Origin of the sequence: Actinophytocola algeriensis (assembly GCF_014203735.1) — a bacterium.
Taxonomy (GTDB): domain Bacteria; phylum Actinomycetota; class Actinomycetes; order Mycobacteriales; family Pseudonocardiaceae; genus Actinophytocola; species Actinophytocola algeriensis.
Window position 1 is genome coordinate 885,009 of the sequence record NZ_JACHJQ010000005.1, and the last position, 23,131, is coordinate 908,139.

General features: G+C 71.9%; 29 protein-coding genes and 1 riboswitch. Of the genes, 14 read left to right on the forward strand and 15 right to left on the reverse strand.

Annotated elements, in window-relative coordinates; all coding sequences use genetic code 11:
• The first annotated feature begins 61 nt into the window (after positions 1-61).
• The 4 genes from FHR82_RS26780 (at position 62) to FHR82_RS26795 (ending at position 3,115) form a co-directional block, all read left to right on the forward strand.
• Positions 62-1,300 (forward strand): serine/threonine-protein kinase, encoded by a 1,239-nt coding sequence (locus FHR82_RS26780; RefSeq protein WP_184813224.1) that lies wholly within the window; start codon positions 62-64, stop codon positions 1,298-1,300.
• A gap of 67 nt (positions 1,301-1,367) precedes the next feature.
• Complete coding sequence (locus FHR82_RS26785) at positions 1,368-1,940, forward strand: sigma-70 family RNA polymerase sigma factor (RefSeq protein ID WP_184813225.1); 573 nt, start codon at positions 1,368-1,370, stop codon at positions 1,938-1,940.
• A gap of 101 nt (positions 1,941-2,041) precedes the next feature.
• A complete protein-coding gene (locus FHR82_RS26790; RefSeq protein WP_184813226.1) occupies positions 2,042-2,659 on the forward strand; it encodes a sigma-70 family RNA polymerase sigma factor in 618 nt (205 codons plus the stop codon).
• A 105-nt stretch (positions 2,660-2,764) separates the two neighbouring features.
• The gene (locus tag FHR82_RS26795) at positions 2,765-3,115 is read left to right on the forward strand and encodes a hypothetical protein (RefSeq protein ID WP_184813227.1); all 351 of its coding nucleotides are present in this window, start codon (positions 2,765-2,767) and stop codon (positions 3,113-3,115) included.
• A 36-nt stretch (positions 3,116-3,151) separates the two neighbouring features.
• On the opposite strand, the gene FHR82_RS26800 is transcribed toward FHR82_RS26795, so the two are convergent.
• Together FHR82_RS26800 and FHR82_RS26805 are read right to left on the reverse strand one after the other, a co-directional pair.
• Positions 3,152-3,709, reverse strand: coding sequence for a 2'-5' RNA ligase family protein (locus FHR82_RS26800; protein WP_311771295.1), 558 nt, complete (start codon positions 3,707-3,709; stop codon positions 3,152-3,154).
• 126 nt (positions 3,710-3,835) lie between these two features.
• The gene (locus tag FHR82_RS26805; protein ID WP_184813228.1) at positions 3,836-4,705 is read right to left on the reverse strand and encodes a poly(ethylene terephthalate) hydrolase family protein; all 870 of its coding nucleotides are present in this window, start codon (positions 4,703-4,705) and stop codon (positions 3,836-3,838) included.
• Between the two features lie 162 nt (positions 4,706-4,867).
• Between FHR82_RS26805 and FHR82_RS26810 the strand changes: the two genes are divergently transcribed.
• Positions 4,868-7,303, forward strand: coding sequence for a LuxR C-terminal-related transcriptional regulator (locus FHR82_RS26810; RefSeq protein ID WP_184813229.1), 2,436 nt, complete (start codon positions 4,868-4,870; stop codon positions 7,301-7,303).
• Positions 7,304-7,486: 183 nt separating this feature from the next.
• On the opposite strand, the gene FHR82_RS26815 is transcribed toward FHR82_RS26810, so the two are convergent.
• Entirely contained in the window at positions 7,487-7,756 is a 270-nt protein-coding gene (locus FHR82_RS26815) for a helix-turn-helix domain-containing protein (RefSeq protein WP_184813230.1), read from the reverse strand.
• 85 nt (positions 7,757-7,841) lie between these two features.
• Between FHR82_RS26815 and map the strand changes: the two genes are divergently transcribed.
• Together map and FHR82_RS26825 are read left to right on the forward strand one after the other, a co-directional pair.
• The gene (gene map, locus FHR82_RS26820; RefSeq protein WP_184813231.1) at positions 7,842-8,666 is read left to right on the forward strand and encodes a type I methionyl aminopeptidase; all 825 of its coding nucleotides are present in this window, start codon (positions 7,842-7,844) and stop codon (positions 8,664-8,666) included.
• A gap of 66 nt (positions 8,667-8,732) precedes the next feature.
• Positions 8,733-9,035: a DUF3817 domain-containing protein gene (locus FHR82_RS26825; RefSeq protein ID WP_184813232.1), complete on the forward strand. Its 303-nt coding sequence runs from the start codon at positions 8,733-8,735 to the stop codon at positions 9,033-9,035.
• Positions 9,036-9,078: 43 nt separating this feature from the next.
• Here FHR82_RS26825 and FHR82_RS26830 read toward each other — a convergent pair whose 3' ends face one another.
• On the reverse strand, positions 9,079-9,372 hold the full coding sequence (locus FHR82_RS26830; protein WP_376706446.1) for a hypothetical protein: 294 nt from the start codon (positions 9,370-9,372) through the stop codon (positions 9,079-9,081).
• A gap of 133 nt (positions 9,373-9,505) precedes the next feature.
• On the opposite strand from FHR82_RS26830, the gene FHR82_RS26835 reads away from it, so the two are divergent.
• The gene (locus FHR82_RS26835; RefSeq protein WP_184813234.1) at positions 9,506-10,393 is read left to right on the forward strand and encodes a bile acid:sodium symporter family protein; all 888 of its coding nucleotides are present in this window, start codon (positions 9,506-9,508) and stop codon (positions 10,391-10,393) included.
• A gap of 190 nt (positions 10,394-10,583) precedes the next feature.
• On the opposite strand, the gene FHR82_RS26840 is transcribed toward FHR82_RS26835, so the two are convergent.
• Positions 10,584-11,564: a helix-turn-helix transcriptional regulator gene (locus FHR82_RS26840; protein ID WP_184813235.1), complete on the reverse strand. Its 981-nt coding sequence runs from the start codon at positions 11,562-11,564 to the stop codon at positions 10,584-10,586.
• A 232-nt stretch (positions 11,565-11,796) separates the two neighbouring features.
• Here FHR82_RS26840 and FHR82_RS47630 point away from each other — a divergent pair, with 232 nt between their 5' ends.
• Complete coding sequence (locus FHR82_RS47630) at positions 11,797-12,753, forward strand: GNAT family N-acetyltransferase (RefSeq protein WP_184813236.1); 957 nt, start codon at positions 11,797-11,799, stop codon at positions 12,751-12,753.
• On the opposite strand, the gene FHR82_RS26850 is transcribed toward FHR82_RS47630, so the two are convergent.
• Both FHR82_RS26850 and FHR82_RS26855 read right to left on the reverse strand, forming a co-directional pair.
• Entirely contained in the window at positions 12,684-13,349 is a 666-nt protein-coding gene (locus FHR82_RS26850; protein WP_184813237.1) for a nicotinamide mononucleotide transporter family protein, read from the reverse strand. The genes FHR82_RS47630 and FHR82_RS26850 overlap by 70 nt on opposite strands.
• A 15-nt stretch (positions 13,350-13,364) precedes the next feature.
• Positions 13,365-13,490, reverse strand: a riboswitch (FMN riboswitch).
• Positions 13,491-13,582: 92 nt separating this feature from the next.
• Positions 13,583-13,960, reverse strand: coding sequence for a DoxX family protein (locus FHR82_RS26855; RefSeq protein WP_184813238.1), 378 nt, complete (start codon positions 13,958-13,960; stop codon positions 13,583-13,585).
• A gap of 101 nt (positions 13,961-14,061) precedes the next feature.
• On the opposite strand from FHR82_RS26855, the gene sigJ reads away from it, so the two are divergent.
• On the forward strand, positions 14,062-14,976 hold the full coding sequence (sigJ, locus tag FHR82_RS26860; protein ID WP_184813239.1) for an RNA polymerase sigma factor SigJ: 915 nt from the start codon (positions 14,062-14,064) through the stop codon (positions 14,974-14,976).
• A 38-nt stretch (positions 14,977-15,014) separates the two neighbouring features.
• The gene (locus FHR82_RS26865) at positions 15,015-15,185 is read left to right on the forward strand and encodes a hypothetical protein (RefSeq protein ID WP_184813240.1); all 171 of its coding nucleotides are present in this window, start codon (positions 15,015-15,017) and stop codon (positions 15,183-15,185) included.
• Between the two features lie 8 nt (positions 15,186-15,193).
• On the opposite strand, the gene FHR82_RS26870 is transcribed toward FHR82_RS26865, so the two are convergent.
• A complete protein-coding gene (locus tag FHR82_RS26870) occupies positions 15,194-15,517 on the reverse strand; it encodes a hypothetical protein (RefSeq protein WP_184813241.1) in 324 nt (107 codons plus the stop codon).
• A 91-nt stretch (positions 15,518-15,608) separates the two neighbouring features.
• Complete coding sequence (locus FHR82_RS26875; protein ID WP_184813242.1) at positions 15,609-16,100, reverse strand: MSMEG_6728 family protein; 492 nt, start codon at positions 16,098-16,100, stop codon at positions 15,609-15,611.
• 123 nt (positions 16,101-16,223) lie between these two features.
• Between FHR82_RS26875 and FHR82_RS26880 the strand changes: the two genes are divergently transcribed.
• The gene (locus FHR82_RS26880; protein WP_184813243.1) at positions 16,224-16,670 is read left to right on the forward strand and encodes a hypothetical protein; all 447 of its coding nucleotides are present in this window, start codon (positions 16,224-16,226) and stop codon (positions 16,668-16,670) included.
• 122 nt (positions 16,671-16,792) lie between these two features.
• Complete coding sequence (locus tag FHR82_RS26885; RefSeq protein ID WP_184813244.1) at positions 16,793-17,398, forward strand: DUF3159 domain-containing protein; 606 nt, start codon at positions 16,793-16,795, stop codon at positions 17,396-17,398.
• Here FHR82_RS26885 and FHR82_RS26890 read toward each other — a convergent pair.
• Positions 17,362-18,459, reverse strand: a complete 1,098-nt coding sequence (locus FHR82_RS26890) for an FAD-dependent oxidoreductase (protein WP_184813245.1) — start codon at positions 18,457-18,459, stop codon at positions 17,362-17,364. The two genes, FHR82_RS26885 and FHR82_RS26890, sit on opposite strands and share 37 nt — an antisense overlap.
• A 96-nt stretch (positions 18,460-18,555) precedes the next feature.
• Here FHR82_RS26890 and FHR82_RS26895 point away from each other — a divergent pair, with 96 nt between their 5' ends.
• Entirely contained in the window at positions 18,556-19,575 is a 1,020-nt protein-coding gene (locus FHR82_RS26895; RefSeq protein ID WP_184813246.1) for an LLM class flavin-dependent oxidoreductase, read from the forward strand.
• 99 nt (positions 19,576-19,674) lie between these two features.
• Here the strand turns inward: FHR82_RS26895 and FHR82_RS45290 are convergent, their stop codons facing one another.
• The 5 genes from FHR82_RS45290 to FHR82_RS26920 all read right to left on the reverse strand — a co-directional run bounded on the left by FHR82_RS45290 (position 19,675) and on the right by FHR82_RS26920 (position 23,122).
• Positions 19,675-20,349 carry a sigma-70 family RNA polymerase sigma factor family protein gene (locus FHR82_RS45290; RefSeq protein WP_221464250.1) on the reverse strand — a complete coding sequence of 225 codons (675 nt, stop codon included), beginning with the start codon at positions 20,347-20,349 and terminating at the stop codon, positions 19,675-19,677.
• Positions 20,342-21,268: an RNA polymerase sigma-70 factor gene (locus tag FHR82_RS26905; protein ID WP_184813247.1), complete on the reverse strand. Its 927-nt coding sequence runs from the start codon at positions 21,266-21,268 to the stop codon at positions 20,342-20,344. Before FHR82_RS26905 ends, FHR82_RS45290 begins: the two co-directional genes overlap by 8 nt.
• Positions 21,269-21,364: 96 nt before the next feature.
• The gene (locus FHR82_RS26910; RefSeq protein ID WP_184813248.1) at positions 21,365-21,526 is read right to left on the reverse strand and encodes a hypothetical protein; all 162 of its coding nucleotides are present in this window, start codon (positions 21,524-21,526) and stop codon (positions 21,365-21,367) included.
• Positions 21,523-21,867: a TraR/DksA family transcriptional regulator gene (locus FHR82_RS26915; RefSeq protein WP_184813249.1), complete on the reverse strand. Its 345-nt coding sequence runs from the start codon at positions 21,865-21,867 to the stop codon at positions 21,523-21,525. Before FHR82_RS26915 ends, FHR82_RS26910 begins: the two co-directional genes overlap by 4 nt.
• A gap of 52 nt (positions 21,868-21,919) precedes the next feature.
• Entirely contained in the window at positions 21,920-23,122 is a 1,203-nt protein-coding gene (locus FHR82_RS26920; protein WP_184813250.1) for a PQQ-dependent sugar dehydrogenase, read from the reverse strand.
• Positions 23,123-23,131: the final 9 nt, after the last annotated feature.

A 23,131-nucleotide genomic window follows, 5' to 3' on the forward strand; every position in this document is an offset into this window, starting at 1 on the left:
TAGCTCCGCCCGGAAAATGCAATCCCTGTGACGGGAGGCACCTGGCGAGAGCGAGGGCGTGATGACCGACGAGGGCCATCTGGTGGCCGGGCGTTACAGACTGGTCCGCCGGATCGGCACGGGCGGGATGGCCGTCGTCTGGCAGGGCCACGACGAACGGCTGAACCGGCCGGTGGCGGTCAAGAAGCTGCTGCCGCACCGCGGCCGTCCGCAGCCCATGAAGGCGGTGGCCCGCTGCCTGCGTGAGGGTCGCATCGCCGCCCGGCTGCACCACCCGAACGCGACGACCGTGTTCGACGTGGTCGACGAGGACGGCGTGCCCTGCCTCGTCATGGAGTACCTGCCGTCCCGCAGCCTGGCGACGGCCATCGCCGAGACGGGCACCCTCCCGCCGGGCGAGGTCGCCGCCATCGGCGTCCAGATCGCGGCGGCACTGGCCGCGGCGCACGCCGCGGGCATCGTGCACCGCGACATCACGCCTGCCAACATCCTCCTCGGTGAGGACGGTTCGGTGAAGCTCACCGACTTCGGCATCTCCCGGTCGGCCGACGACGCAGCGGCGACCAGGACAGGCGTGATCGGCACCCCCGCGTACCTGGCGCCCGAGGTGGCTCTCGGCGCTGAGCCCACGCCTGCCTCGGACGTCTTCTCACTGGGCTCGACCCTGTACACCGCGCTCGAGGGGGAACCACCGTTCGGCAAACCACCGAACACCCTCGCCCTGCTGCACGCGGTGGCAGGCGGCGAGATCAACCCGCCCCGGCGGTCCGGCCCGCTGACCGGGGTGCTGACCGCGCTGCTCACGGCCGACCCGCACACTCGCCCCACCGCGCAGGAGGCGCTGGATCTGCTCGCCGCCGCCGGGTTCGGCGCGGTCGCGGAACCTGTGCCGCCGCCGGTCACGTCCACCGGACGCCGGCCCGTGGCGGCGGTCGGTGCCCTGGTCGTCGCGCTGGCGGCGGCGGGCATCTGGCTGACGGGCGATCGCACCAGCGTGATCCCGGTCGAGGAGCGGGCCCCGGTGACGGGGACCGAACACAACCCGACCACCCAGCCACCGGCGAACGCGCCTGCTGGTGAACCCGTCCGACTGGACGAGACGCCGACCAGGACGAGGCCGGCCCCGAAGGCGCCGCCACCCCCGGCCGTCGATGTGCCCGTGACGACGACCCAGCCGGCGACCACCACCGAGAACACGCCCGCCCCGTCGGAGCCCGTCCCGACCACCACTCCGCCGACCAGCAGTGAAGAGACGACCACCGCCCCCGGCTCCGTGGAACCCACCGAACCACCGGAGTGAATTCGAAGCACGCAGTCGTGAAGAACGCATATGTTCCCCGGTCGCGTCGGCCATTACTCTCCAGAATGTGACGGCTCCTCATAGTGATGACGACCTGACCGAGGCAGCCTTCGCCGCAGGCGGGGGCGATCGGGCGGCGCTCGAGCGGTTCGTGCGCGGTACGCAGCGTGACCTGTGGCGGATGGTCGCCCATTTCGCCGGTCCTGGTCTGGCCGACGACCTGACACAGGAGACGTATCTGCGGGCACTGCCCAGCCTGCCTTCCTTCGCGGGCCGCTCATCGGCGCGGACGTGGTTGATGTCGATCGCCCGCCGGGTGGTCGTGGACCACATCAGAGCCGCCAGGGTGCGGCCACGCGCGGATGGTGCCGCCGACCTGGACTGGATCTCCGACCGGAAGCAGTTCGCCACCCAGTCCGGGATGGCGGGTTTCGAGGAGGTCGTGGAGGTCGGTCTCCTTCTCGAGGGTCTCCTTCCGGAGCGTCGTGAGGCGCTCCTCCTGACCCAGGTGATCGGCATGTCCTATGGGGAAGCCGCCGAGGTCGTCGGTGTCCGGGTCGGCACCATCCGGTCGCGTGTCGCACGGGCCAGGGACGATCTCCTGCACGCCGACCGGAACGTCGCGCTGCGCACAGGCTGAGCGGTGCCTGCGCGGCGAGTCGCACCCCGCCGTCGTCGGCAGCTGGTTCCCTGGTCAGGCGGCACGGTGGCGGCCGGTCCGCACGCCGATGGCCGGGCCACATGGGCCTGTGGTTCCCGGCGGTGTGTCGGATACGCTCCGGGCCTGTGGGGACTCCTCGGGACGTCGACGAGCTGACCGAGTCGGCGATCGCCGCGGGCAAGGGCGATCGCGGCGCGCTGGAGCGGTTCGTGCGGGCGTCGCAGCGGGACGTGTGGCGGCTCGTCGCGCATCTCGCTGGTGTCGGTCTCGCGGACGACCTCACGCAGGAGACCTACCTGCGGGCGCTGCCCAGTCTGTCGTCGTTCGCGGGCCGGTCGTCCGCGCGGACGTGGTTGATGTCGATCGCGCGGCGGGTCGTGGTGGACCACATCAGGACCGTGACGTCTCGGCCGAGGACCACCGGCGCCGTGGACTGGACCCAGGTCGCCGACCGGGGGCAGGCCGCCGCTCACGACAACGTGGCGGGTTTCGAGGACATCGTCGAGCTCGACCTCCTCCTCGACGGACTCCTGCCGGAGCGCAGGGAAGCACTCGTCCTGACCCAGGTGCTGGGCCTGTCCTACGGCGAGGCGGCCGACATCTGCGGCGTGCCGGTCGGCACCATCCGGTCCCGCGTGTCACGCGGCAGGCAGGACCTCCTCGACGCGGAGGGGTCCCGGCAGCACGGCACGGCCTGACGCGGCGAACGCCGAGCCGGGGCAGGTGCACGCGACTCCCGGACAGCCGCCCGGCATGCGGCACGTGGATCTGCCGGGAGCCGTCCTGTCGAGCAGACTGGACCGATGTCGAACTACTCGGTGAACCAGGCCGGCGTGGCGTACGCACGCCGGTTGATCGACACACGGCAGTACGTGGTGCGGAGCCAGTGGCGGGACGTCCAACCCAGTGCCACAGCGGAGAACGACTACCTCGACGGCCACTCGTGGGACGAGTACGGCGCGTGGCACCTCGCGGTGACCGACGGTGCCACCGAGGAGACGAAGGCCCGCTACGCCTTCGTCTTCGGCGACTTCCGCCGCCTGCACCGGATGGGCATCATCGCGTGTCACTACCGCGCCGCCGAGTGGGGGCACAAGGAGGTCGAACTGGCGGCTCACGAGCTGCTGCAGTACCTCGACAACGCCCGGGGCTGACCACCGTGTGCCGAGCGGCCACCGCGCCGCCGTCGCTCAGCCCGCACCCCGTGACCCTGCCACGACGGACCGGCGGAACGGCACGGTCCGGATCGCTGCCCACCGACCGCCCTCGTAGTGCCACAACGCGATGCCGGTCGCGGTGCCCGTCCACCGGCACGGTGCGGCGGCGCGGAGCTCGGCCAGTGTCCGGCGGGCGAGCTGGGCATCGACCTTGTTCTGCACGGTGACGTGCGGCCGGAACGGCTGACTGTCCTGCCGGGAAAGCCAGGCGCCCCAGCGGGTCGCGAGGTCGGCACGCACGGCCCGCAACCCGGCCGAGACCACCCGCAGCGCCACGCCGGAGCCGAGCGAGTACGGCTCGTCCTCCGTGACCGGGAACGGTCCGGTCTCCTCCGCCAGCGCCGTCACGTCGGCGAGCGCGCCGTCGCCGCGCTCGCCGGGAATGGCGTGGAACAGGGTGACGTGCGCGCCGACCAGCAGCCGGTGCGACGGGAAGTGGCGGCGGCGCAACGCATCCCACCGCTGCTGGGTGTCGTCGTCCACGGCCAGGGTCACGACCACCGGCCGGACCGCGATCGCGCTGCTGTCCACGTACCGACCCTGCCCGACGGGTCGTCGCGGCGCGCGGTGAACCGGTCGGCGCCAGCCGGTCGTGGGACGCCGAGGAGTCCTGGCCGGCGCAGGGTTTCCGGCCAGGACTCCGTCACGGGGTGGCGCTCAGGAGTGGGGGCAGGTGTCCCGGTACTCCTGGATCAGGTTGCTCGGACCCGGTGCGGGGCACAGGAACTGCTCGTACCGGGTGTCGTTGTCGATGAAGCGTTTGAGCCAGGAGATGCTGTACCGGGCCACGGTCGTGTTGGCGCTCGTCGGGGCCGAGTGGCTCGCGTTGTTCAGTTCCAGGTACGCCTTGTCCTGGGCCGCGCTCATGCTGGTGTAGAACGGTTCGGAGTGGGACGACACCGGGGCCACCCGGTCGTTCTCCGCGCCGATGATCATCGTGGGCACGCCGACGGTCGACCAGGACTTGGTGCCGTGCCAGGGAGTCAGCGGGACCGCGGCCTGGATCGTCGGCCGGGTGCGGGACGCCGCGAGGCTGCCGCCACCGCCCATCGAGTGACCCATGACGCCGAGGCGGGTGCCGTCGACGCGGGTCCGCACGGAGCTCGTGTTCCGCACGTAGTCGAGCGCGGCCAGCAGCTGACCGCCCCGGCTGTCGGGCTGGTCGAGCGTCGAGAGGGTGTCGATGGTGATCACCACGAAGCCCTGGGACGCCAGGCGCGGGCCCAGCCACGCCACGCTCGACTGCGACGCCGTGAAGCCGGGTGAGATCGCCACCGCGCCGAACGTGCCCTCTGTGGTGCTCGTGGGGTAGTAGACGGTGCCGCCGCCGAAGCCCGATGCCGACGACCGGGACACGGTGACGCTGGCGACGGCGAACGGGCCGCGCGACGCCTCGATGCTCGACGTGGTCGGTGCGGGGCCACGTTCGTACGGGTTGGCGGCGACCGGTACGGCGGCCTGCGCCGGGGTGCCGGCCACGAGCAGCGCCGACGCGGACAGCGCGCAGAGGATGCTGCGGATTCGCATGGATGCCTCGCTGGTGCAGGGGAACAGACGCCTTCGACCCTCGGGCACCCGCCGGACCGCGCGCATCGGCGGACACACCGGTTCCCCGCCAACTGGGATCGGTAAAACTACCGTGCGGATGGCGTCTTCCCGTCGCGGTGCCCGGTGTGGAAGAAAGGTTCCATGCTGCGGGGACGCGACCGGCAGCGCGTCGCCGTCGACGCGTTGCTCGACCGGGTTCGCGCCGGGCGCGGCGGGGTGCTGGTGTTGCGCGGTGAACCGGGAGCGGGCAAGAGCGCCCTCCTGCGTGCCGCGCGGGCGGCGGCCGCCGACTTCGCCGCCGACCCGCGGCGGGTGTTGCTGTGCGTCGACGACGCCCACGACCTGGACCTCGCCTGGCTGCTCGACGCGCTCCCCGACCTCGCCGACAAGCCGGTCGCGGTGCTCATCGCCACCGAGGGCACCACACACGGGTTGCCGTGTGTGGAGCTGGACCCGCTGGACCAGGCGGCGAGTGTCCTGCTGCTGCGCGACCTGCTGCCGGGCCTGCCCACCGGGCTCGCCGCCGAGGTCGCCCGGGGCGCGGGCGGCAACCCCCTCGCACTGGTGGAGGTGGCGCGGTCGCTGACCAGCGCCCAGCTCGGCGGTGCGGAACCACCGCCGGACGTGTTGCCACCACACAGTTCCCTCCGCGCGCGGCTGCGGGACCGGTTCGCCGCGCTGTCGCGGGACGCGCGGCACGCGCTCGCGATGACCCTCGTCGACGACGAGGTCGACGTGGACACCCTGGCGCGCACGCCAGGGCTGGACCTCGCCGCGGTCGAGGAGGCCACCGCACTCATGTACCGCGCGCCGCTCGTGCGGGCGACGCTGTGCGCGGAGCTCCCCGTCACCGCGCGCTACGCCGCCCACGCGACGCTCGCCGCCACCCTGCCCGACGGCCCGCGCCGCACCTGGCACGAGGCCGCCGGCCTGCCCGGCCCGAGGGACGCCCACGCCGACCTGCTCCGCGCCGCCGCCGTCGATGCCCGCTGTCGAGGCGACTTCGCCGCGGCGGCCCGGGATCACGACCGTGCCGCCACGCTGACCACCGCACCCGACCTGCGGGCCCGGCATCTGGTGTCCGCCGCGGCCGACCACTGGCGGCACGGCCTGCCGCACCGGGCGCGCGCGACGCTGCGTGCCGTGCTGCCGCTGTCCGCGCAACCCGAGGTGCGGGCACTGGCCGAACTCGTGGCGGGCGGCATCGAGGTCGGTGCCGGCCGGCCGGTCGTCGCCGCGCGCAGGCTGGTCCGCGCCGCGGAGCAGCTCCTCGCAGGCAACCGCGCGCTGGCCGTGACGGCGCTGGGGTTCGCGGGCGAGGCCGCCGCCGTCGCGGGCGACCACGCGCTGCACGGCGAGATCGCCGCCATCGCCGCCCGGTGGCGCGCCCCCGGCGAGGCACCCGGCCAAGGGCTGGTGCTGGACCACCTCATCGGCACGGCCGCCAGCTTCGCGGGGCGGCACGAGGCGGCGCTGCCCGCGCTGCGCTCGGCGGTGGCGCTCGCGGGCGGGCTGCCCGACGCGACGTCCGCGATCTGGGGCGGCCACGCGGCGTTCGTCCTCGGGGACGTGGTGACCGCGCTGCGGCTCACCGAACGGGGTGTCGCCGCGGCGCGGGAAACCGGCCTGACCACGCTCGTGCCGTGGGCGCTGACCTATCGCGCGATGACGGCGCTCCTCGCCGACCAGCACGAGCTCGCCCGCGAGTCCGCGTTCGAGGGCGCGCACGCGGCGATCGCGGCGGGACAGCCCAACGCCATGACCGACCACCTCATGTTCCTGGCGCTGCTCGCGGCGTTGCTCGGCGACACCGACACCGCGCTGCACCGGATCGGCGCGGTCGGCGCGGAGGTGCGCGACCGCGGCCTCGGCCGGTCGGGCACGCTCGGTGCCTGGGCGTTGACGTGCGTGGACCTCGTCCGCGACCGGCCCGCCGACGCCCTGGGCCACCTGGCCGACGGCGGCACGGACAGGGTGCACGCCGGCGTGCGGGCGCTGGCGGCCCCGGACATCGTGGAGGCCGCCGTCCGCTGCGGCGAGCCGGCCACGGCCCACTCCGCGCTGCGCGGCTACACCCGCTGGGTGCACAGCACCGGCCCGTCGTCGCGGCTCGCGGTGTCACACCGCTGCCAGGCCATGGTGTCCGACGGCACGGACGCCGAGGACCACTTCACCGAGGCGATCCGCCTGCACCACATCAGCGGCACGTCGATGGAGCTGGCGAAGACCGAGCTGTTCTACGCCACCCGCCTGCGCCGCAACCGAAAACCGAGGCAGGCCCGCGAGCTGCTGTACGACTCGATCGACTACTTCGAACGTCACGAGGCCGACTACTGGGCGAACCGCGCCCGCGCGGAACTGCACGCGGTGGGCGAGCCACCGAAGGGCGGTCGTGGGACGCCCGCGCTGACCCCGCAGCAGGACAAGATCGCGCGCCTCGTCGCGGAGGGGGCCACCAACCGCGAGGTCGCGGCCCAGTTGTTCCTGAGCCAGCGCACCGTGGAACACCACCTGCGCAACATCTTCACCCGCCTCGGGGTGCGCTCCCGCGTCGAACTGGTGCGCATCCTCGAATGACGGGGAGGGCGCCGCGCTCGTTGCCGCCGATGCCGTGAAAGGCGCTTTCAGGACACCGAACGCCCCGAAAACGCCTTCGGGACACCAGCCAGAACCACGAAAGGCGCGAAAGCCGCGCGCGGAGGGCGCAAGCCCCACATCACCCCCGTGCAGAACCTCCGACGAGGACAGCACCCACCAGGGCTAGGAGACGGCTTCGAGCGGTAGGTCGGTGCCGCGCCAGGTGGCTGCCAGTTCCTGCACGGGCAGGTCGAGTGCCTCGGCCAGGCCGACGATCGTGCCGAATCCGGGGGAGGGCAGCCGTCCGGTCTCGATCTTGCGCAGGGTTTCCGGTGAGATGCCCGCCGCGTGTGCGACGTCCGCCAGGTCGCGTCCCGCTCGCGCGCGGCGCAGCAGGGCGCCGAGTCGTCTGCCTGCTTCGATCTGCTGTGGCGTGAGCGGTTGGCGGACCATGCTGCCAGGATACGGTTGGTATTACTGTACCGGCAAGTGTTAGAGTCGGTATAGTAATACCAACACTCTGTGACGTGAGGTTGTCGTGATCGAACTGAAGACGCCTGCGGAGATCGAACGCATGCACGTGGCCGGGCGTTTCGTCGCCGAGGTGCTCTCCGAGGTCGGCAGGCTCGCCGACGTCGGCGTCAACCTCCTCGATCTGGAACACCACGTGCGCGGCATGATCGAACGGCGCGGGGCGGAGTCGTGCTACTGGGACTACGCGCCCTCCTTCGGCAGGGGCCCGTTCCGCAACGTCATCTGCCTGTCGGTCAACGACGCCGTCCTGCACGGTCTGCCCCACGACTACACGCTGCGAGACGGGGACGTGCTCAAGGCGGACCTCGCGGTCGGCATCGACGGCTGGGTGGCCGACTCGGCGCGCACGGTCGTCGTCGGGACCGCCGCCGAGGAGGACCTGCGGATCATCCGTGCCACCGAGGAGGCCCTCGAAGCGGCGATCGAGGTGGCGCGTCCTGGCAACCGCCTCGGCGACATCTCGGCGGCGATCTTCGCGGTGGCCTGCGACTACGGCTACCCGGTCAACACCGAGTTCGGCGGTCACGGCATCGGCCGCACCATGCACGAGGAGCTCCACGTGTCGAACAAGGGCCGGGCCGGTCGCGGCCTGAAGCTCCGGCCTGGCCTCACCCTCGCGCTCGAGCCCTGGTTCGCCCGCACCACCGACCGGATCGTCTTCGACCCCGACGGCTGGACCATCCGGTCGGCCGACGGCTCACGCACGGCCCACTCCGAGCACACGATCGCCATCACCGAGAACGGCCCCTTGGTGCTGACCCGCCGCGAATCGGAGAACCCCGTGACGAGGGGCGACGCCACCGGTCAGCTATCCACAAAGGACGCGTAGCGGCCCCGGCCGGGTTCGGGGACACCCGCCGCGGGTCTGGGCGAATTGTCCGGCTAGGGTCGGGTCGTGTTGACCAACCCCGTTGCCCGGTTCCGTGTGCTCTCCCTCGTCGAGGGCTGGTCGTTCGTCGTGTTGATCCTGTTCGGGTCGGTGCTGAGCCGCGTCTCGGACATCGACCTCGTGATGCCGCTCGGCATCCTGCACGGTGCGTTGTTCACCGCGCTGGTCGTGGCCATCCTCACCGTTCGTCGCGTGCTGGACTGGAGTCTGCTCACGACCCTGCTCGCGCTGCTGGCGGCGGTCGTCCCGTTGGGACCGTTCGTCTTCCACTACGCCAAGCGCGACGAGCTCCGCACCGCCGCCGCCTGAGTCGCCATCCGTCGTGGCCGGGCACCGGCAGACCACGTGACGGTCACTGCTGGGGCTGGGGGTTCGCGGACAGTTCGACGCAGCAGCCACCCGCGCCCGGGTCGAGGACAGCCCGGATCGACGTGGCCGCCAGCCCGTCGACGACGCCGGTGAGGAAGGCGTGGTTGATCCCGCACACCACGTCGGGCGCTTTGGCGGCCAGGGGGTGGAACGCGGCGAGCTTGCGGGAGATCCCGACAGCCGCGGCGGCCTCGTCGCGGGTCACCGGCCTGCTCGCGGTCCGGATGAAGGTGTACATGCCGCGCCGCAGGTCGTCGTCGAGTACGGCGATCGCCACGCCCCTGGACGGGCTCACTGCGGGCGACTGACCCCGCTGCCGGGTGGCCGCGGCGACATGACGGCAACGTGGAGGAAGCAAACGGACGAACCGGTCGCGACACTGTGGGAACGATCCACGAAGGGCGACCGACATGGGACCGATTCTCACCGTGCTCCTGCCGGCCACGCTCGGCGTCGTCATGCTGGGGCTCGGGCTGGCACTGACCACCGCCGACTTCGCGCGTGTCGTGACCGCGCCCAAAGCGGTGGTCGTGTCACTGGGGTGCCAGCTCGTCGTCTTGCCGCTGTTGTGCTTCGGCCTGGTCGAGATCGCCGACGTGCCACCGGTGTTCGCGGTGGGCATGATGATCCTCGTCGCCTCGCCGGGCGGGACCATGGCCAACCTCTTCAGCCACCTCGCGCGTGGTGATGTCGCCTTGAACGTCACCCTGACCGCGATCAACTCGGTGCTGGCGGTGGTGACGTTGCCGGTCGTCGTCGGGCTGTCGATGAACCACTTCCTGGCCGACGACGCGAACATCGGGCTGCAGCCGGACAAGTTGGTCCAGGTGTTCGCGGTGGTGCTGGTGCCGGTCGCGGTCGGGATGTGGATCAACCGGGTGTTTCCCGAATTCGCGCGGCGGATGCGGGGACCGGTCAAGAAGACGTCGGTGGTCGTGCTGGTGGTCATGCTGGTCGGGACCGTCGTGCAGAACCGCGAGACGATCTTCTCGAACATGGGCACGATCGGTGGGGTGGCGCTCGCCCTCACCGTCCTCAGCTTCACCGTCGGCTACTGGGCGCCGCGGCTGGCCGGGGTGAACCGGGAGCAGTCGATCGCCTCCGCCATGGAGATCGGTGTGCACAACGCGGTACTGGCGATGACCGTCGCCGCGTCGGTGTTCGACAGCCTGGAGATGGTCATCCCGGCTGCCGTGTACGGCACGTTGATGTTCGTTCCCGCCGGGCTCGCCGCCTTCTGGTTCGCACGCAAGGCGGCCCCGGCCGCGGCACCCCAGGCGGACGTCGCGCGGGTCTGAACATCGTTTCGTTTTCCGGCCCCTTTCGCGCCTGTGCTGGGTGGGGAATGTCGTCTGGTGTGCTGTCCGGAGGCGGGCAGGCGGGGAGAATCGGTGGGTGCCCCACTGGAATCCGGTGACCTGGACCCTGTCGCCGCCCCAGGAGGCGGGCTCCTGGCGTCGTCCCCCTTCACACCGCCAGGAGCCCGCTTCAGGGCGCGTCCCGGAGCAGGGTCTGGTAGGGCGAGTTGCCATGCGCTTCACGGTAGTAGCGGGCGAAGCGGCCCGGGTGGAAGAAGCCCCACCGCGCGGCGACCTGCGTGACCGTCACCCCGGAGGTCGGGTCCGTGGCCAGCAGTTCCCGGTGGGCCTGCCGCAACCGGACCTGCCGGACGTAGCCCATGGGTGTGGTGTCGCGGTGCCGCCGGAAGGCGTGTTGCAGCGCGCGGATCGTGACGTTCGCGGCCGCGGCGATGTCGGCGACGCTGATCTCCTCGTTGGCGTGGTCGTCGATGTACGCGATGGCCCTGCGCAACGTGCGGGGGTGGGAGTCGTGCCGGTCCTCGATGGTCGGGTCGAACCGGGCCGTGTTGGGGAAGGCGGACAGGACCGCCGCGCACAGCTGCTGGCCGGACGCGCTCGCCACGAGCGGCTCGGCCATGATCTCCGGCCGGTCGCGCAGCGCGTCGATGAGGTAGTCGATCGTCGCGGCGAGGTGGCGGGTGGCCGCGCGGTTGTACGGGCGCAGGTCGGTGAACCGGACCGGTTGGTCGTGGACCGTGTCGTCGGTGGCCGCGACCTGCCGCAGCAGGTCGAACGGCAGCGCCGTGGCCTCGATGACGCCGTCGACCCACTCCACCCGGTACGGCAGGCCGACGTCGCTCGCCGACGCGATGAACAGCTCCCCGGCCCCGACCTTGTGTTCGACGTGGTTCGACCGGTAGTCCATGATCGTCCCGTGCGGCCGCACGATGAACAGGCTCGGCGGACTCTCCACGGTGATCGCCATCTCGTCGGTCTGCGCCGCGGTGCCGACGGAGAACGTCGACATGGTCAGCTGCGTGAAGCGGAACGAGTACCCGACCCGGCCGCCGGTCATGTGCATGTTCGTGCCGTAGACCCTGGTCAGGTATTCGCCTGCCTGGTCGTAGTCGGTGGTCTGGAACGACACGTGCTGGGGTGAAGTGGTCATCGTCGACACTCCTGGGACACGGTTCATCGCCCGGCGACGGGCGCGGCCCGTCGTCGGTGGCAACCCGGCCAGCCTCCTACTCCCGGTGGCAGAAGGAACCGCTTCGCGCGCATTGCCACCCGGCTGGAGCAGCGGCCGAACCCGTCCGTGCCCGGAATCGGCTCTGTCGTGCGGATCCGGCGGCCGGTGAATTCGGTCGACAGTGCCGTGGTGCGGCGCGCACCATGGCGGCGTGGAGCTTCCTGCCGGGTATGTAGCCAGGGCGCCGCGGGTCGGTGACGACCTGGCGGACGCGCGGGCCCTGCACGTGCTCGTCCGCGACTACACGCTCGCCGTCACCGGGTCCGCCGACTACAGCTTCGACGACGCGCGGGACGAGCTGACCGAGCCCGGGTTCGAGCCCGCGCGGGACGGGCGGTTCGTCCTCGACGCGGGCGGGCGGCTCGTCGGGAACGCGTTCGTGCACCGCAAGGGTGACGGCGGCATGGTGAACGTCGACGTCGTCGCGCGGGACGACGTCGTCCGGCGGTGGCTGTTCTGGTGGGCGCTCGATCAGGTGCGGGCTGGCGCCGACGGCCACGGAGCCATCACCGTCGACCACGGGTGCTACCGCGACGACGTGCCGCTGCGGAACACGTTGACCGAGAACGGGTTCCGCCTCGCCACGACCTACCACCGCATGCGGGCCGACCACACCGCCGAGGTGCCGGCGCCCGCACCGCCCGACGGTGTGGTGCTCCGGGTGGCAGGGGACGACGACGGGCTTCGGCGCTCCGCGCACCACGTGCTGATGAGCGCGTTCACGGACCACTTCGGGTTCGCCGACCAGCCCTACGACGAGTGGCTCGAGCACCACGAGCGGCGGCCGGTGTTCGCGTGGTCGCAGCTGTGGGTGGCGGAGCTCGACGGCAGACCCGTTGGCGTGCTCGAGTGCGACGACCGGTTCGCCGCCGACGAGCGGTGCGGGTGCGTCGCCGAAGTCGGGGTGGTCGCGGCGGCGCGGGGGCGTGGCATCGCCTCGTTCCTGCTCCGCCACGCCTTCGCCACCGACGCCGCCGCGGGCCTGGCCGGCACGCTGCTGCACGTGGACACCGACAACGTCACCCCGGCGCTGCGTCTCTACGAGTCGGTGGGGATGCGCCCGGTGCTCGTCATCGACGCCTGGCGCGCGGTCGTGACGCCGGGCTGAGCCGCCGCCCGGTACCAGGTCCACAGCCCGTTGAGCACCAGCGCGCCGAACACCACGTAGACCAGTGCGCTGAAGTACAGGTGCGACGAGATCTGCAACGGCACCCCGATCGCGTCCACGACCAGCCACACGACCCAGAACTCGACCAGGCCCAGGCTCTGCAGCAGGAACGCGAGGGCGGTGCCGACGAAGATCGCGGCGTCCGGCCACGGCGCCCACGACGCGTCGAACGCGTCCAGCGCCAGCGCGAACACCACGGTGCCCACGACGAAACCGGCCACGGCGGCGAGCCGTTCGCGGGTGGTGCCGGTCCGCACCGGGACCCCGAGGACGGGGTCACGCCGCCGCGCCCACGCCCACCAGCCGTACACCGCGATCAGGCCCACGATCACCTGGCGCACGGCCAGCCCGCCGAGCTGTGCCGAGGCGTAGACGCCGAACAGGAGTGCCACCGACACCAGCTGCACCGGCCACGTCCACAGCGTGCGCGCGCGGGCGAGGAACACCACCGCGATCGCGAAGACCTGGCCGATCAGCTCGGCGTAGGACATGGTCTGGCCCAGGAAGGGAATTCCGTTGTCCAGCAACGTGTGCATGAGAACCTCTCAGCCCGCGTGCTCCTCCCATCCGGACTCTGACCGTCGGCCCCGGAATCCCACCGGGTCAACCATCCGCGGGTGCGGACGGGTCGCGGGCTGTACCGCCGGTTCGGAATTCCACCGACCCCGGAACACGCGTCCCACCCACACTGCACCCGTCCAGAACCGCGGGCAGCGCCTTGTGACCAACCCCACCGAGGTCACCGGTCCCGGCGACGAGGATCCCTGTCCTAGGCGGCGAACGGGCCGAATCGCCCCCACGCCACGACGGCCGCGAGTGCGAGCAGGACGACGTTCATCGTGACCGCCTGGGCTTCGTGGCGGCGGGTGTGCGTGACGATCGCGCCGAGCATCAGCAGCACGACGCCGACCGCGGCCAGTGGGACGAGGACCGGGGTGATGTCGAGTGCGGCGGGGAGGACGAGGCCCACGGCGCCGAGGACCTCGAGGGTGCCGATGGCCTTGATGGCGGCGGGGCTGAAGCCGGCGAGCGCGGCGCCCATGGCCGAGGCGACCAGCTTCTCCTTGGACTGGGCGAGTTTCCCGATGCCGCTGGCCAGGAAGAGGGCGGCCAGTACCCCGGCGATGATCCACAGAGTGACGTTCATGCCCGGTCCGACGACGCGGCCCGCCGTAGTGTGAGGTGACGCGCCGGCCTCACATCCGCGGGGCCTGTCTCGTCGGACCAGGGGAAGGGGGTGGCGGCACCATGACCACACCGGCAGAGCCCGACCCGGGTCTGAGCGCGATCATGAGCGAGCGGCGTCAGCTGATCAACCTCGCGTACCGGCTGCTCGGTTCCCTGGCCGACGCGGAGGACGTCGTCCAGGAGACCTACGCCCGCTGGTACGCGATGCCGCGGCCGCGGCAGGAGGCCGTCGAGTCGCCAGGGGCCTGGTTGACGACCGTCGCCGGCCGCATCTGCCTCGACGTGCTCCGCTCGGCCCGCGCCAGGCGGGAACGGTACGTGGGGCAGTGGATCCCGGAACCGGTGCCCGAGCGCACGGAGTGGGGCAGCACGCGGCCCGCCGACATCGATCCGGCCGACCGGATCACCCTCGACGAGTCGGTCAACATGGCCTTCCTGGTCGTGCTCGAGTCGATGACCCCGGCCGAACGGGTCGCGTTCGTCCTCCACGACGTGTTCCGCTACTCCTTCGCCGAGGTGGCCGAGATCGTCGGCCGCACCCCGGCTGCCTGCCGCCAGCTCGCGTCGTCGGCGCGCCGACGCATCCGGGACTCGGCGGCACCCGCGACACCAGCACCCCAGCGCGCCGACGTCGTCAGCAAGTTCAAACGGGCGTGGCAGGCGGGCGACATCGCCGCGCTCATCAGCGTGCTCGACCCCGACGCCACCGCCACCGGCGACGGTGGGGGCCTCGTGACCGCGTCGCCGCGACCGGTCAACGGCGCCGAGACGGTCGCGCGGTACTTCGCGGACCTCTCGCCGGGGCTGGCGGGCATGACGCTCCTCGAACGCACGGTCAACGGTCAGCCGGGCCTGGCGATCCGGCACGACGGCGCCACGGTGGCGGTACTCGCGTTCGACGTGGCCGACGATCGGATCAGGAACATCTGGGCGGTGCTCAACCCGGAGAAACTGCGCCCCTGGACGGCAGGCTGACGGCGCATCGAACCGTCGTCGCGGGGTACCCGGCGCCCATGACCACGAGCCCGATGGAACCGCACGAGGAACCACGTGAGGAAGTCGCCGCCGACCCGGGGCAGGAGGCGCCGGACACGGCACCCGATCTCGGGGACGAAGGCGTGGCGCCCGGCGACTCGCCGGAACGGGCCGCCGAAGAAGGTGAGCCCGTGGAGCCGCCCGACTGAACAGCCGGTCAGACGCTCAGCGTCGACAGCGCGTACAGGACCACGGCGAACGCGACCAGGACGAACGCGATCCCCAGGCCGCCGCCCACCAGCACGCCGACGCCGAACCGCCGCCACCGCGAGTGCTTGCCCGACGCCACCATCACGGTGCCGACGACGACCGAGGCGAGCGCGATGCCGACGAAGGTGTTCGCGTACTCGCCGCCTGCCCAGCCCGCGCCGGCCAGTGCGCCGGTCTGGTAGGCGAGCACCACGACGAGCAGCAGCCCGAACGTCACCCCGAACCCGGCGGGCGCCATGCCCGGATGCCTCTGGTGGTCGATGTCAGCCATACCCACGACTGTGACGACCCGGCGCCGCCCTGCGCATCGGTAGGACTACGCAACCCCGGCGCACCCGCCCCGCACCGTCGGACCGGCCGCCTCACCGGCGCCCGATGGCAGGCTCCCGGCGCGGGCGGTCCGACCCGGGCCACACGTAGGGCAGGTCGTCGGGGATGTCCGGGAAGAAGTGCCGGTAGTGGGCTGGGTCCTTGCGGACCAGAGCGGACCGGTGGCTGAGGTGGAACTCCGTGTCACCGAGCCAGGGCGGAAGTTCGCCCGCGCCCGCCAGGTCCTGCTGGGTGCGCACGACGTCCACGCCCGTCGCCCGGTGCAGGTCCTGGCGCAGCGTCACCTGGCAGGTGTCCTGCCTGCCCGTCGCGCACCAGACCGCGCAGATCTCCAGCCCATAGCGCACGAGCGCCTCTTCGTAGCCCGCCCACATGGCCGCGGCCGGGTGGTGCCGCCAGCCGTAGCCCGCCACGGTCAGCGCACGCAGGACCTGGATGGTCTCGACGCGCTGTTTGCCGAGCCGCCGCTGGTCGAGCACCACCGCGGTGTCGTGGAAGTCGGCGTGGGGGAGGAAGGTCTGCACGGTGCCGGTTACCCGGCGAGCTCCCCGGTATGCGGACCACTCAGGACGGACGACGCGAGCGGTCACCGTGCCTCGGTCCTGTGACCTGGCCTGAAACGCGTGATCGCGGGTACCCCCACGCCCATGACACACACGACGGACGACCCCCGCCTCGAGGGTGGCGACTGGCGCGACCGACTGGACGACGCCACGGTCGAGGCGGTGGGCGCGATGACCGAGGCCCTCGAGACCGTGGAGGTGGCCAGGGGCCACCTCTTCGCGTTCCACCAGCTCACCGGTTCGGCGGACTTCAAGCTGGAACGGGCGATCACGCTGCTGGGCGAGGCCGGTCACCACGACCTCGCCGAGCGCCTGAAACGCGAACTGCTCGGCCGCAACGTCCTACCGGGACGGTGGACGTTCCAGGTCATCGAGGACTACGAGGACACGTACTACACGCCCTTCCGCGGCCTGGAGCGCGAGGTCCGCGACCTCACCCACGGCGTGGCCCACGTCTACGAGGCCGACCTGAAACGCAGGCGCCGCACGGTCGGTGAACCCGGGCACGAGGCCACGCCCCGGGAGGTCTGAGTTCCGCGGCCGCCTGCCCACGCGGCGGCGATCGGGTCGGCTGGGCCGGGTGGCTCTTTCCGTTGCGGCGCACATGGTGTACGACCGAAGCGGATGGGCTGTCCGTCGATGGGGGCGATCCCATGAAGGCCCGTGTGCTGACGCAGCGGTCGCAGTCCTTGTTCGGGGCCATGGGAGGGTGGCGCACGGTCGCGGAGATCTTCGCGTCGCGAGTCGTGTTCCTCATCGCCTACCTGCTGACCGGGCAGGTGTGGTTCTCCGCGCTCGCGGCGGTCGGGGCGGTGGTCGTGTTCGTGGTGGTGCGGGTGTGGGCCGACCGGAAGTACTGGCAGGCGCTGGCCGCGCTCGTGATGGTGGGGATCTCGGCGTTGCTGGCCGGGGGCACCGGCCAGGGCATCAACTTCTACCTCACCGACATCGTCCGCAACGTCGGTGCGGCGGTCGTGCTGGCCGTTTCCATGCTGGTGCGGTGGCCGTTCATCGGCCTACTGGTCGGCGCGGCCCGCGGTGAACGGCTCGGCTGGCGGCAGGACCGCGCCAAGCGGCGGCGGTACCAGGCGTGCACGGGCGTGTTCCTGACGAAGTTCACGCTCGCGCCGCTGGTGATGACGCCGTTCTACCTCGCAGGGCAGGTGGTCGCTCTCGGCATCACCGCCACCCTGGTGGGCACCCCCGCGATCGCGGTCTGCGTCTACTTCTCCTGGCGGATCCTGCGCGTCAGGGCCTGAGCCGCCACGGTGTCGGGGAACGAGCCGTCCCCGAACAGCAGACGGGACGCCGCCGCCCGGCCGGGGCGGGTGCGCAACAGGCGGAACGCCAGCTCCACCGTGGCCGGGTTTCCCATGCGGGACAGGGCATCGCGCAGCAGGAGCCGACCTCGGAACCGTGCGCGCAGTGCCGTGCCGTCGTAGTGCCGCAGCACCGAGGTGTCACCGGTGCGCAGGTAGTCGCCGGTGACGGCCGCCGCCAGCTGTGACAGGCGCAGGCACGGGTCGAGGCCGCCCGCGGTCAGCGGGGACACCGCGCCCGACGCGTCGCCGACGAGGAGGCCCTCGGCGCACGCGATCCGGCGCAGCACACCGCCGACGGGGATCGGCCCGCCGCGGCGGCGCACCGGGCCCTCGGGTGCCGGCACCGGAGGGAACCCGTCGCGGAAGGACCGCAGCAGCCGGGGGAGCGGCGCGGTGAGCCGGTCGGGCCGCCCGGCCAGGCCGAGGTGGGCGTGCGCCCCGTCGTCGACGAGCCAGGCGAGGTACCCGGGTGCGAGCCGCGGGTCGAGCACGCAGTGGAACGTCGGCGTGCCCGCGCCGACCGGGTACACCTCCTCGACGCCGATGATCAGCCGTCGGTTCACGTCGAGTCCGAGCCTGCGTGCGACCGTCGACCGGGCGCCGTCGGCGCCGATGGTGAACCGCGCCGTGACCCCCTCCACCGGATACGGGACCCCCAGGCGGATCCGCGCCCCGGCCTGCCTGGCCGCGGCCAGCGCGTGCGCGTAGATGCCCGCCATGTCGGCGACCCGGAACTCGTCGCGAGCGCTGACCAGCTCGACCGGCTTCCGCAGCGACGGCGGGTAGAGCAGCACTCGCCGCACCGCGGGCCCGAGGTGGTGCTCCGGCAACGCGAAGTCCTCGAGCGTCCGCCGCACGAAGATGCCGGTGGTCCGGATGCCGACGTCGAGACGGCTGCGGCGCTCGCACACGAGGACGTCGAAGCCCTGCAACGCGAGCAGCCGCGCCGTGTGCAGCCCGGCGAGCCCGGCGCCGACGACGAGCACATCCACCATCATGCATCGAGTATCACTTGAAATCTATCGATTTTCAATAGGCAACTCCAGGGCTGTAGTTGAGGAATCAATCAGCTGGGTGGTGCGTTGGACAATGTCGTGAAGAACATCGGATTCCTCTCGTTCGGACACTGGTCGGACAGCCAGCACTCGCAGACGCGGACGGCGGCCGACGCGTTGCTGCAGGCCGTCGACCTGGCCGTGGCGGCCGAGGAGCTGGGTGCGGACGGCGCCTGGTTCCGGGTGCACCACTTCGCGCAGCTGGCCTCGCCGTTCCCGCTGCTGGCGGCGATCGGCGCGAAGACCCAGCGCATCGAGATCGGCACCGGCGTGATCGACATGCGGTACGAGAACCCGATGTACATGGTCGAGGACGCGGGTGCGGCGGACCTCATCGCGGGCGGCAGGCTCCAGCTCGGCATCTCCCGCGGCTCACCGGAGCAGGTGATCGACGGGTGGCGCTACTTCGGCTACCAGCCGAACGAGGGCGACACCGACGCCGACATGGCCCGCAAGCACGCCGAGGTCGTGCTGAAGGTGCTGGAGGGCAAGGGGTTCGCCCAGCCCAACCCGCGGCCGATGTTCGCGAACCCGCCCGGGCTGCTGCGGGTCGAACCGCACTCGCCGGGGCTGCGGAACCGGATCTGGTGGGGCGCGGGCTCCAACGGCACCGCGGCGTGGGCGGCCAAGCAGGGCATGCACCTGATGAGCTCGACGCTGAAGAACGACGAGGGCGGCGCACCGTTCCACGTGCAGCAGGCCGAGCAGATCCGCGCGTACCGCAAGGCGTGGGCGGAGGCCGGGTGGGAGCACGAGCCGCGGGTCTCGGTGTCGCGCAGCGTCTTCGCGCTCACCACCGACCTGGACCACGCGTACTTCGGCGGTGACGGCGAGAGCGCCGACCAGATCGGCTACATCGACGCCGACACGAAGGCGATCTTCGGGCGCACCTACGCCGCGGAGCCGGACGCGCTGGTGGCGCAGCTGGCCGAGGACGAGGCGATCGCCGAGGCCGACACGCTGCTCCTGACGGTGCCCAACCAGCTCGGCGTGGACTACAACGCGCACCTGCTCGAGAGCATCCTCACGCACGTGGCGCCGGAGCTCGGCTGGCGCTGATCGGCGAGAACTCATCCCCAGCACCAAGTCCGAGGCGGGCGCGACCGACCGCGGCGACGGCGAGGACTGCGAGACCGACCGCTGACCGGCCACCGCGGGTCACGGCCGGTGCCAGCCGTGCAGCTTGTCGGGGTTCAGGACGATCCACACGGCGGTGACCTCGGTGTCCGCGAGGCTCACGCTGACCACCGCGACCGCCCGGCCCGCGCGGCGCAAGGCAAGGCCGGTCCTGCCGTTGACGGGTTCGACGGTCAGCACGTCGCCCGCGCGGCCGGACAGCAGCGCGGCGACGAACCGGGCGACCTCGGTCGCGCCCCGGATCGGGCGCACCGGCGCCCGCACCTTCCCGCCGCCGTCGCACACGACCACCGCGTCGGCGGCCATGATCGCGGTCAGGCCCGCGATGTCGCCCGTGCCGCAGGCGGCGGCGAACCGGCGCGCGACGTGGTCGTGCGTGGCGAGTGCCGCCGGATCGGAACCGCCCGCCGGGCAGGGCACGTGCACCGGAGCCGGCACGGGAGCCGGAGGGCTCGCCGTGGTCCGGTCGATGTCGAGCAGCTCCAGGCTGATGTCCGCGGCGGCCCGGGTCAGCCAGGCCTTCGGCAGGAGGATGGCCGACCGCGTGTCGTCGTCGAGGGTGTACCAGCGGCGGTAGGTCTCCTGGACGATCCAGTCGGCCGTACTCGCCGACCCGAACATCCACAGCGCGATCTCGAGCAGGTGCTGTCGTTCGTCGAGCATCTCCGCCAGTGACTCGGCACCAGCATCAGGCACGGTCGGTCGTCCTGCTGGCGGCGGCCGTGATCTTGGCCGGGTTCATCATCCAGAGCACCTGGTCGATGCCCTGCGCGGAGGCGTTGACGGTGAGCACGGCGAACACGGTGCCGTCGTTGCGCAGCAGCGCCGAGGCCTGCCCGTTCGTGGTCGCGAACGACACGTCGACCCCGGCCCAGAACCGGTCCGCGAACGCGCGGTGGTACTTCGCCACCCGGTCCACGCCCACCACCGGGATGCGGGAGGCCCGCACGGCACCGCCGCCGTCGGAGTAGCTGATCACGTCGGCGGCGAGCAGCTCCTCCAGCGCGGCGAGGTCACCGGAACGGGCCGCGGAGACGAACGTGGCCAACAGCTTGCGCTGCTCGGCCCCGGACACGGGCGCGCGGCGCTCCGAGGCGACGTGTTTGCGGGCCCTGCTGACCAGCTGCCGGACGGCGGCCTCGCTGAGCTGCACGATGTCGGCGATCTGCGAGTACGGGTAGTCGAACGCCTCCCGCAGCACGTAGGCCGCGCGTTCGTTGGGGGTCAGCCGTTCCAGCAGGAGCAGCACCGCGAAGCCCAGCGCCTCGCCCCGCTCGGCGCCCAGGTGCGGGTCCGCGCTGGTGTCGACCGGTTCGGGCAGCCACGGGCCGATGTAGGTCTCGCGGCGGACCCGTGCGGTCTGCGTGGCGTTGATGGCGAGCCGGGTGGTCGTCGTCGCCAGGAACGCCGCCGGGCTGGTCACCGACGCGCGGTCCTCGTAGGTCTGCCAGCGCACCCAGACCTCCTGCACCAGGTCCTCGGCGTCGGTGACCGTGCCCAGCATCCGGTAGGCGATCCCGAACAGGCGCGGCCGCACGTCCGCGAAGACCGCGGCCGCCTGTTCGAGGTCGTCCAGTCCACGGGTCTCGTTCGCGTGCACCGTCTCCGCCACCATCCTCGCCCCTGTCACGACAGCCTGTCAGACAGACAGGACAAGACAGCCGGGCGGTTTGTGACAGTGCCGAGAAGATTCAGCTGCTCAGCTCGGGTGTCACGGATGCCGGACGGGGACCGCCTGGTCGCCGGTGAACGCGTCCTCCAGCAGGTACAGCAGGGTGCGGTAGGCGTCGTTGAACTCCTCCTGCGCGACGCGGACCGGGTGGCCCACCTCGTGGTCGGCCAGTATGGGGTTCGGCCGCCATCGCGACGTCATCGGCGGCGGTCGGCGCACCGGATGCAGGTGGTGGCCGCGGGTAGGGCCTCGAGCCGTCCCGGTGCGATGGGACCGCCGCACCGCAGGCAGGTCCCGTAGGTGCCGGCGGCGAGCCGCTCGGTCGCGGCGTCGAGGTCCCGCAGTTCCGTCCGTGCCTGCTCGAGCAGCGCGGCGGTCTGGGCCCGTTCGAACGCGATGGTGACGCCTTCGGGGTCGTGCTCGTCGTCGTCGGTCGTGTAGGCGGACGCCTCGATGATCCCGTCCAGCCTGCGGCTGAGCGCGTCGACCAGCCCGAGCGTCTCCGCACGACGCGCGGTCAGCCATCCCGCCGGGTCCGTCACGTCTCCATTGGAGCACGGGGCCGGCCGCGTGTCCCGCGGCCGGCCCCGGCCGTCAGCTCACCTGGTCGAAACCGACGCGGTACAACACGCCCGCGCGGTCGGTGACCACGTACAGCTCACCGGACCGGTCCTGCGCGAACGAGCTGACCTGGAGCGGGAACTGCCCGATCGCCGCCGTCTCGTAGGCGCCGCCGCGGCCCTGGCGGACCGCCCACGCGGTGCCCGAGCAGTAGTCGGTGGCCACGTAGGTGCCGTAGGCGAGGCGGGCGTGCTGCTTGCCGCGGTAGACGTGGCCGCCGATCACCGCGCAGCCCTCGACGCGGGTCCGGTAGTGGAACACCGGGTCGGTGAACCGGGCACCCGGTTCGCAGCGTTCGGCGTTGAACACCTCGGGACCCTCCATGCAGGACCACCCGAAGTTGACGCCACCGCGGCTGTTCCGCGTGTGGTTGACCTCCTCGAAGGTGCCCTGGCCGACGTCCGCCAGCCACAGCGAGCCGTCCCGCGAGTCGAACGAGAACCGCCACGGGTTGCGCAGGCCGTACGCCCAGATCTCCGGCCGGGCCCCTGGCGTGTGCACGAACGGGTTCTTCTTCGGGACGCAGTAGGGGAGGTCGCCGCACGCGCGGCTCACGTCCAGGCGCACGACCTTGCCGAGCAGGGTGCCCAGGTTCAGCGCGTTGGCGTCCGGGTCGCCGCCGCTGCCGCCGTCCCCGAGGCTCCAGTACAGGTACCCGTCCCGGCCGAACGCCAGCTGGCCACCGTTGTGGTTGCTGAACCGCGAGTGGTCCTGGGTGAGCAGCACCTCCTCCCTGGCCGGGTCGCCGAGAGGCACCCGGGACAGCGTCAGCGCCCCGTCCGGCAGACTCGTGTAGGCCACGTAGACCGTCGACGTGCGGTGGAAGTCCGGCGCGGGCACGATGCCGAGCAGCCCGCGCTCGTTGGCGACGCTGTTCACCCGGTCGCTGATGTCCAGCACCGGGTCCGCGGCCAGCCCGTCCTCCGGGTGGAAGACCCGCACCGTGCCACGTTTCTCGGCGATCAGCAGCCGTCCCTCGCGGTCACCGGCGCCGGCCATCGCGACCGGCCGCACCAGCCCGGCCGCCACCTCGGTGGTCACGACCGACAACCGGTCCAGCGGCATGCCGTGGCGGCCACCGCCCGGTTCGGCCGTGGCAGGCAGGATCGTGGCGGGCATCACCGCGACCGTGGCAACCGTGGCGACCAGGAGGCTTACCCGTCTGAGTCCTGACATTCATCACTC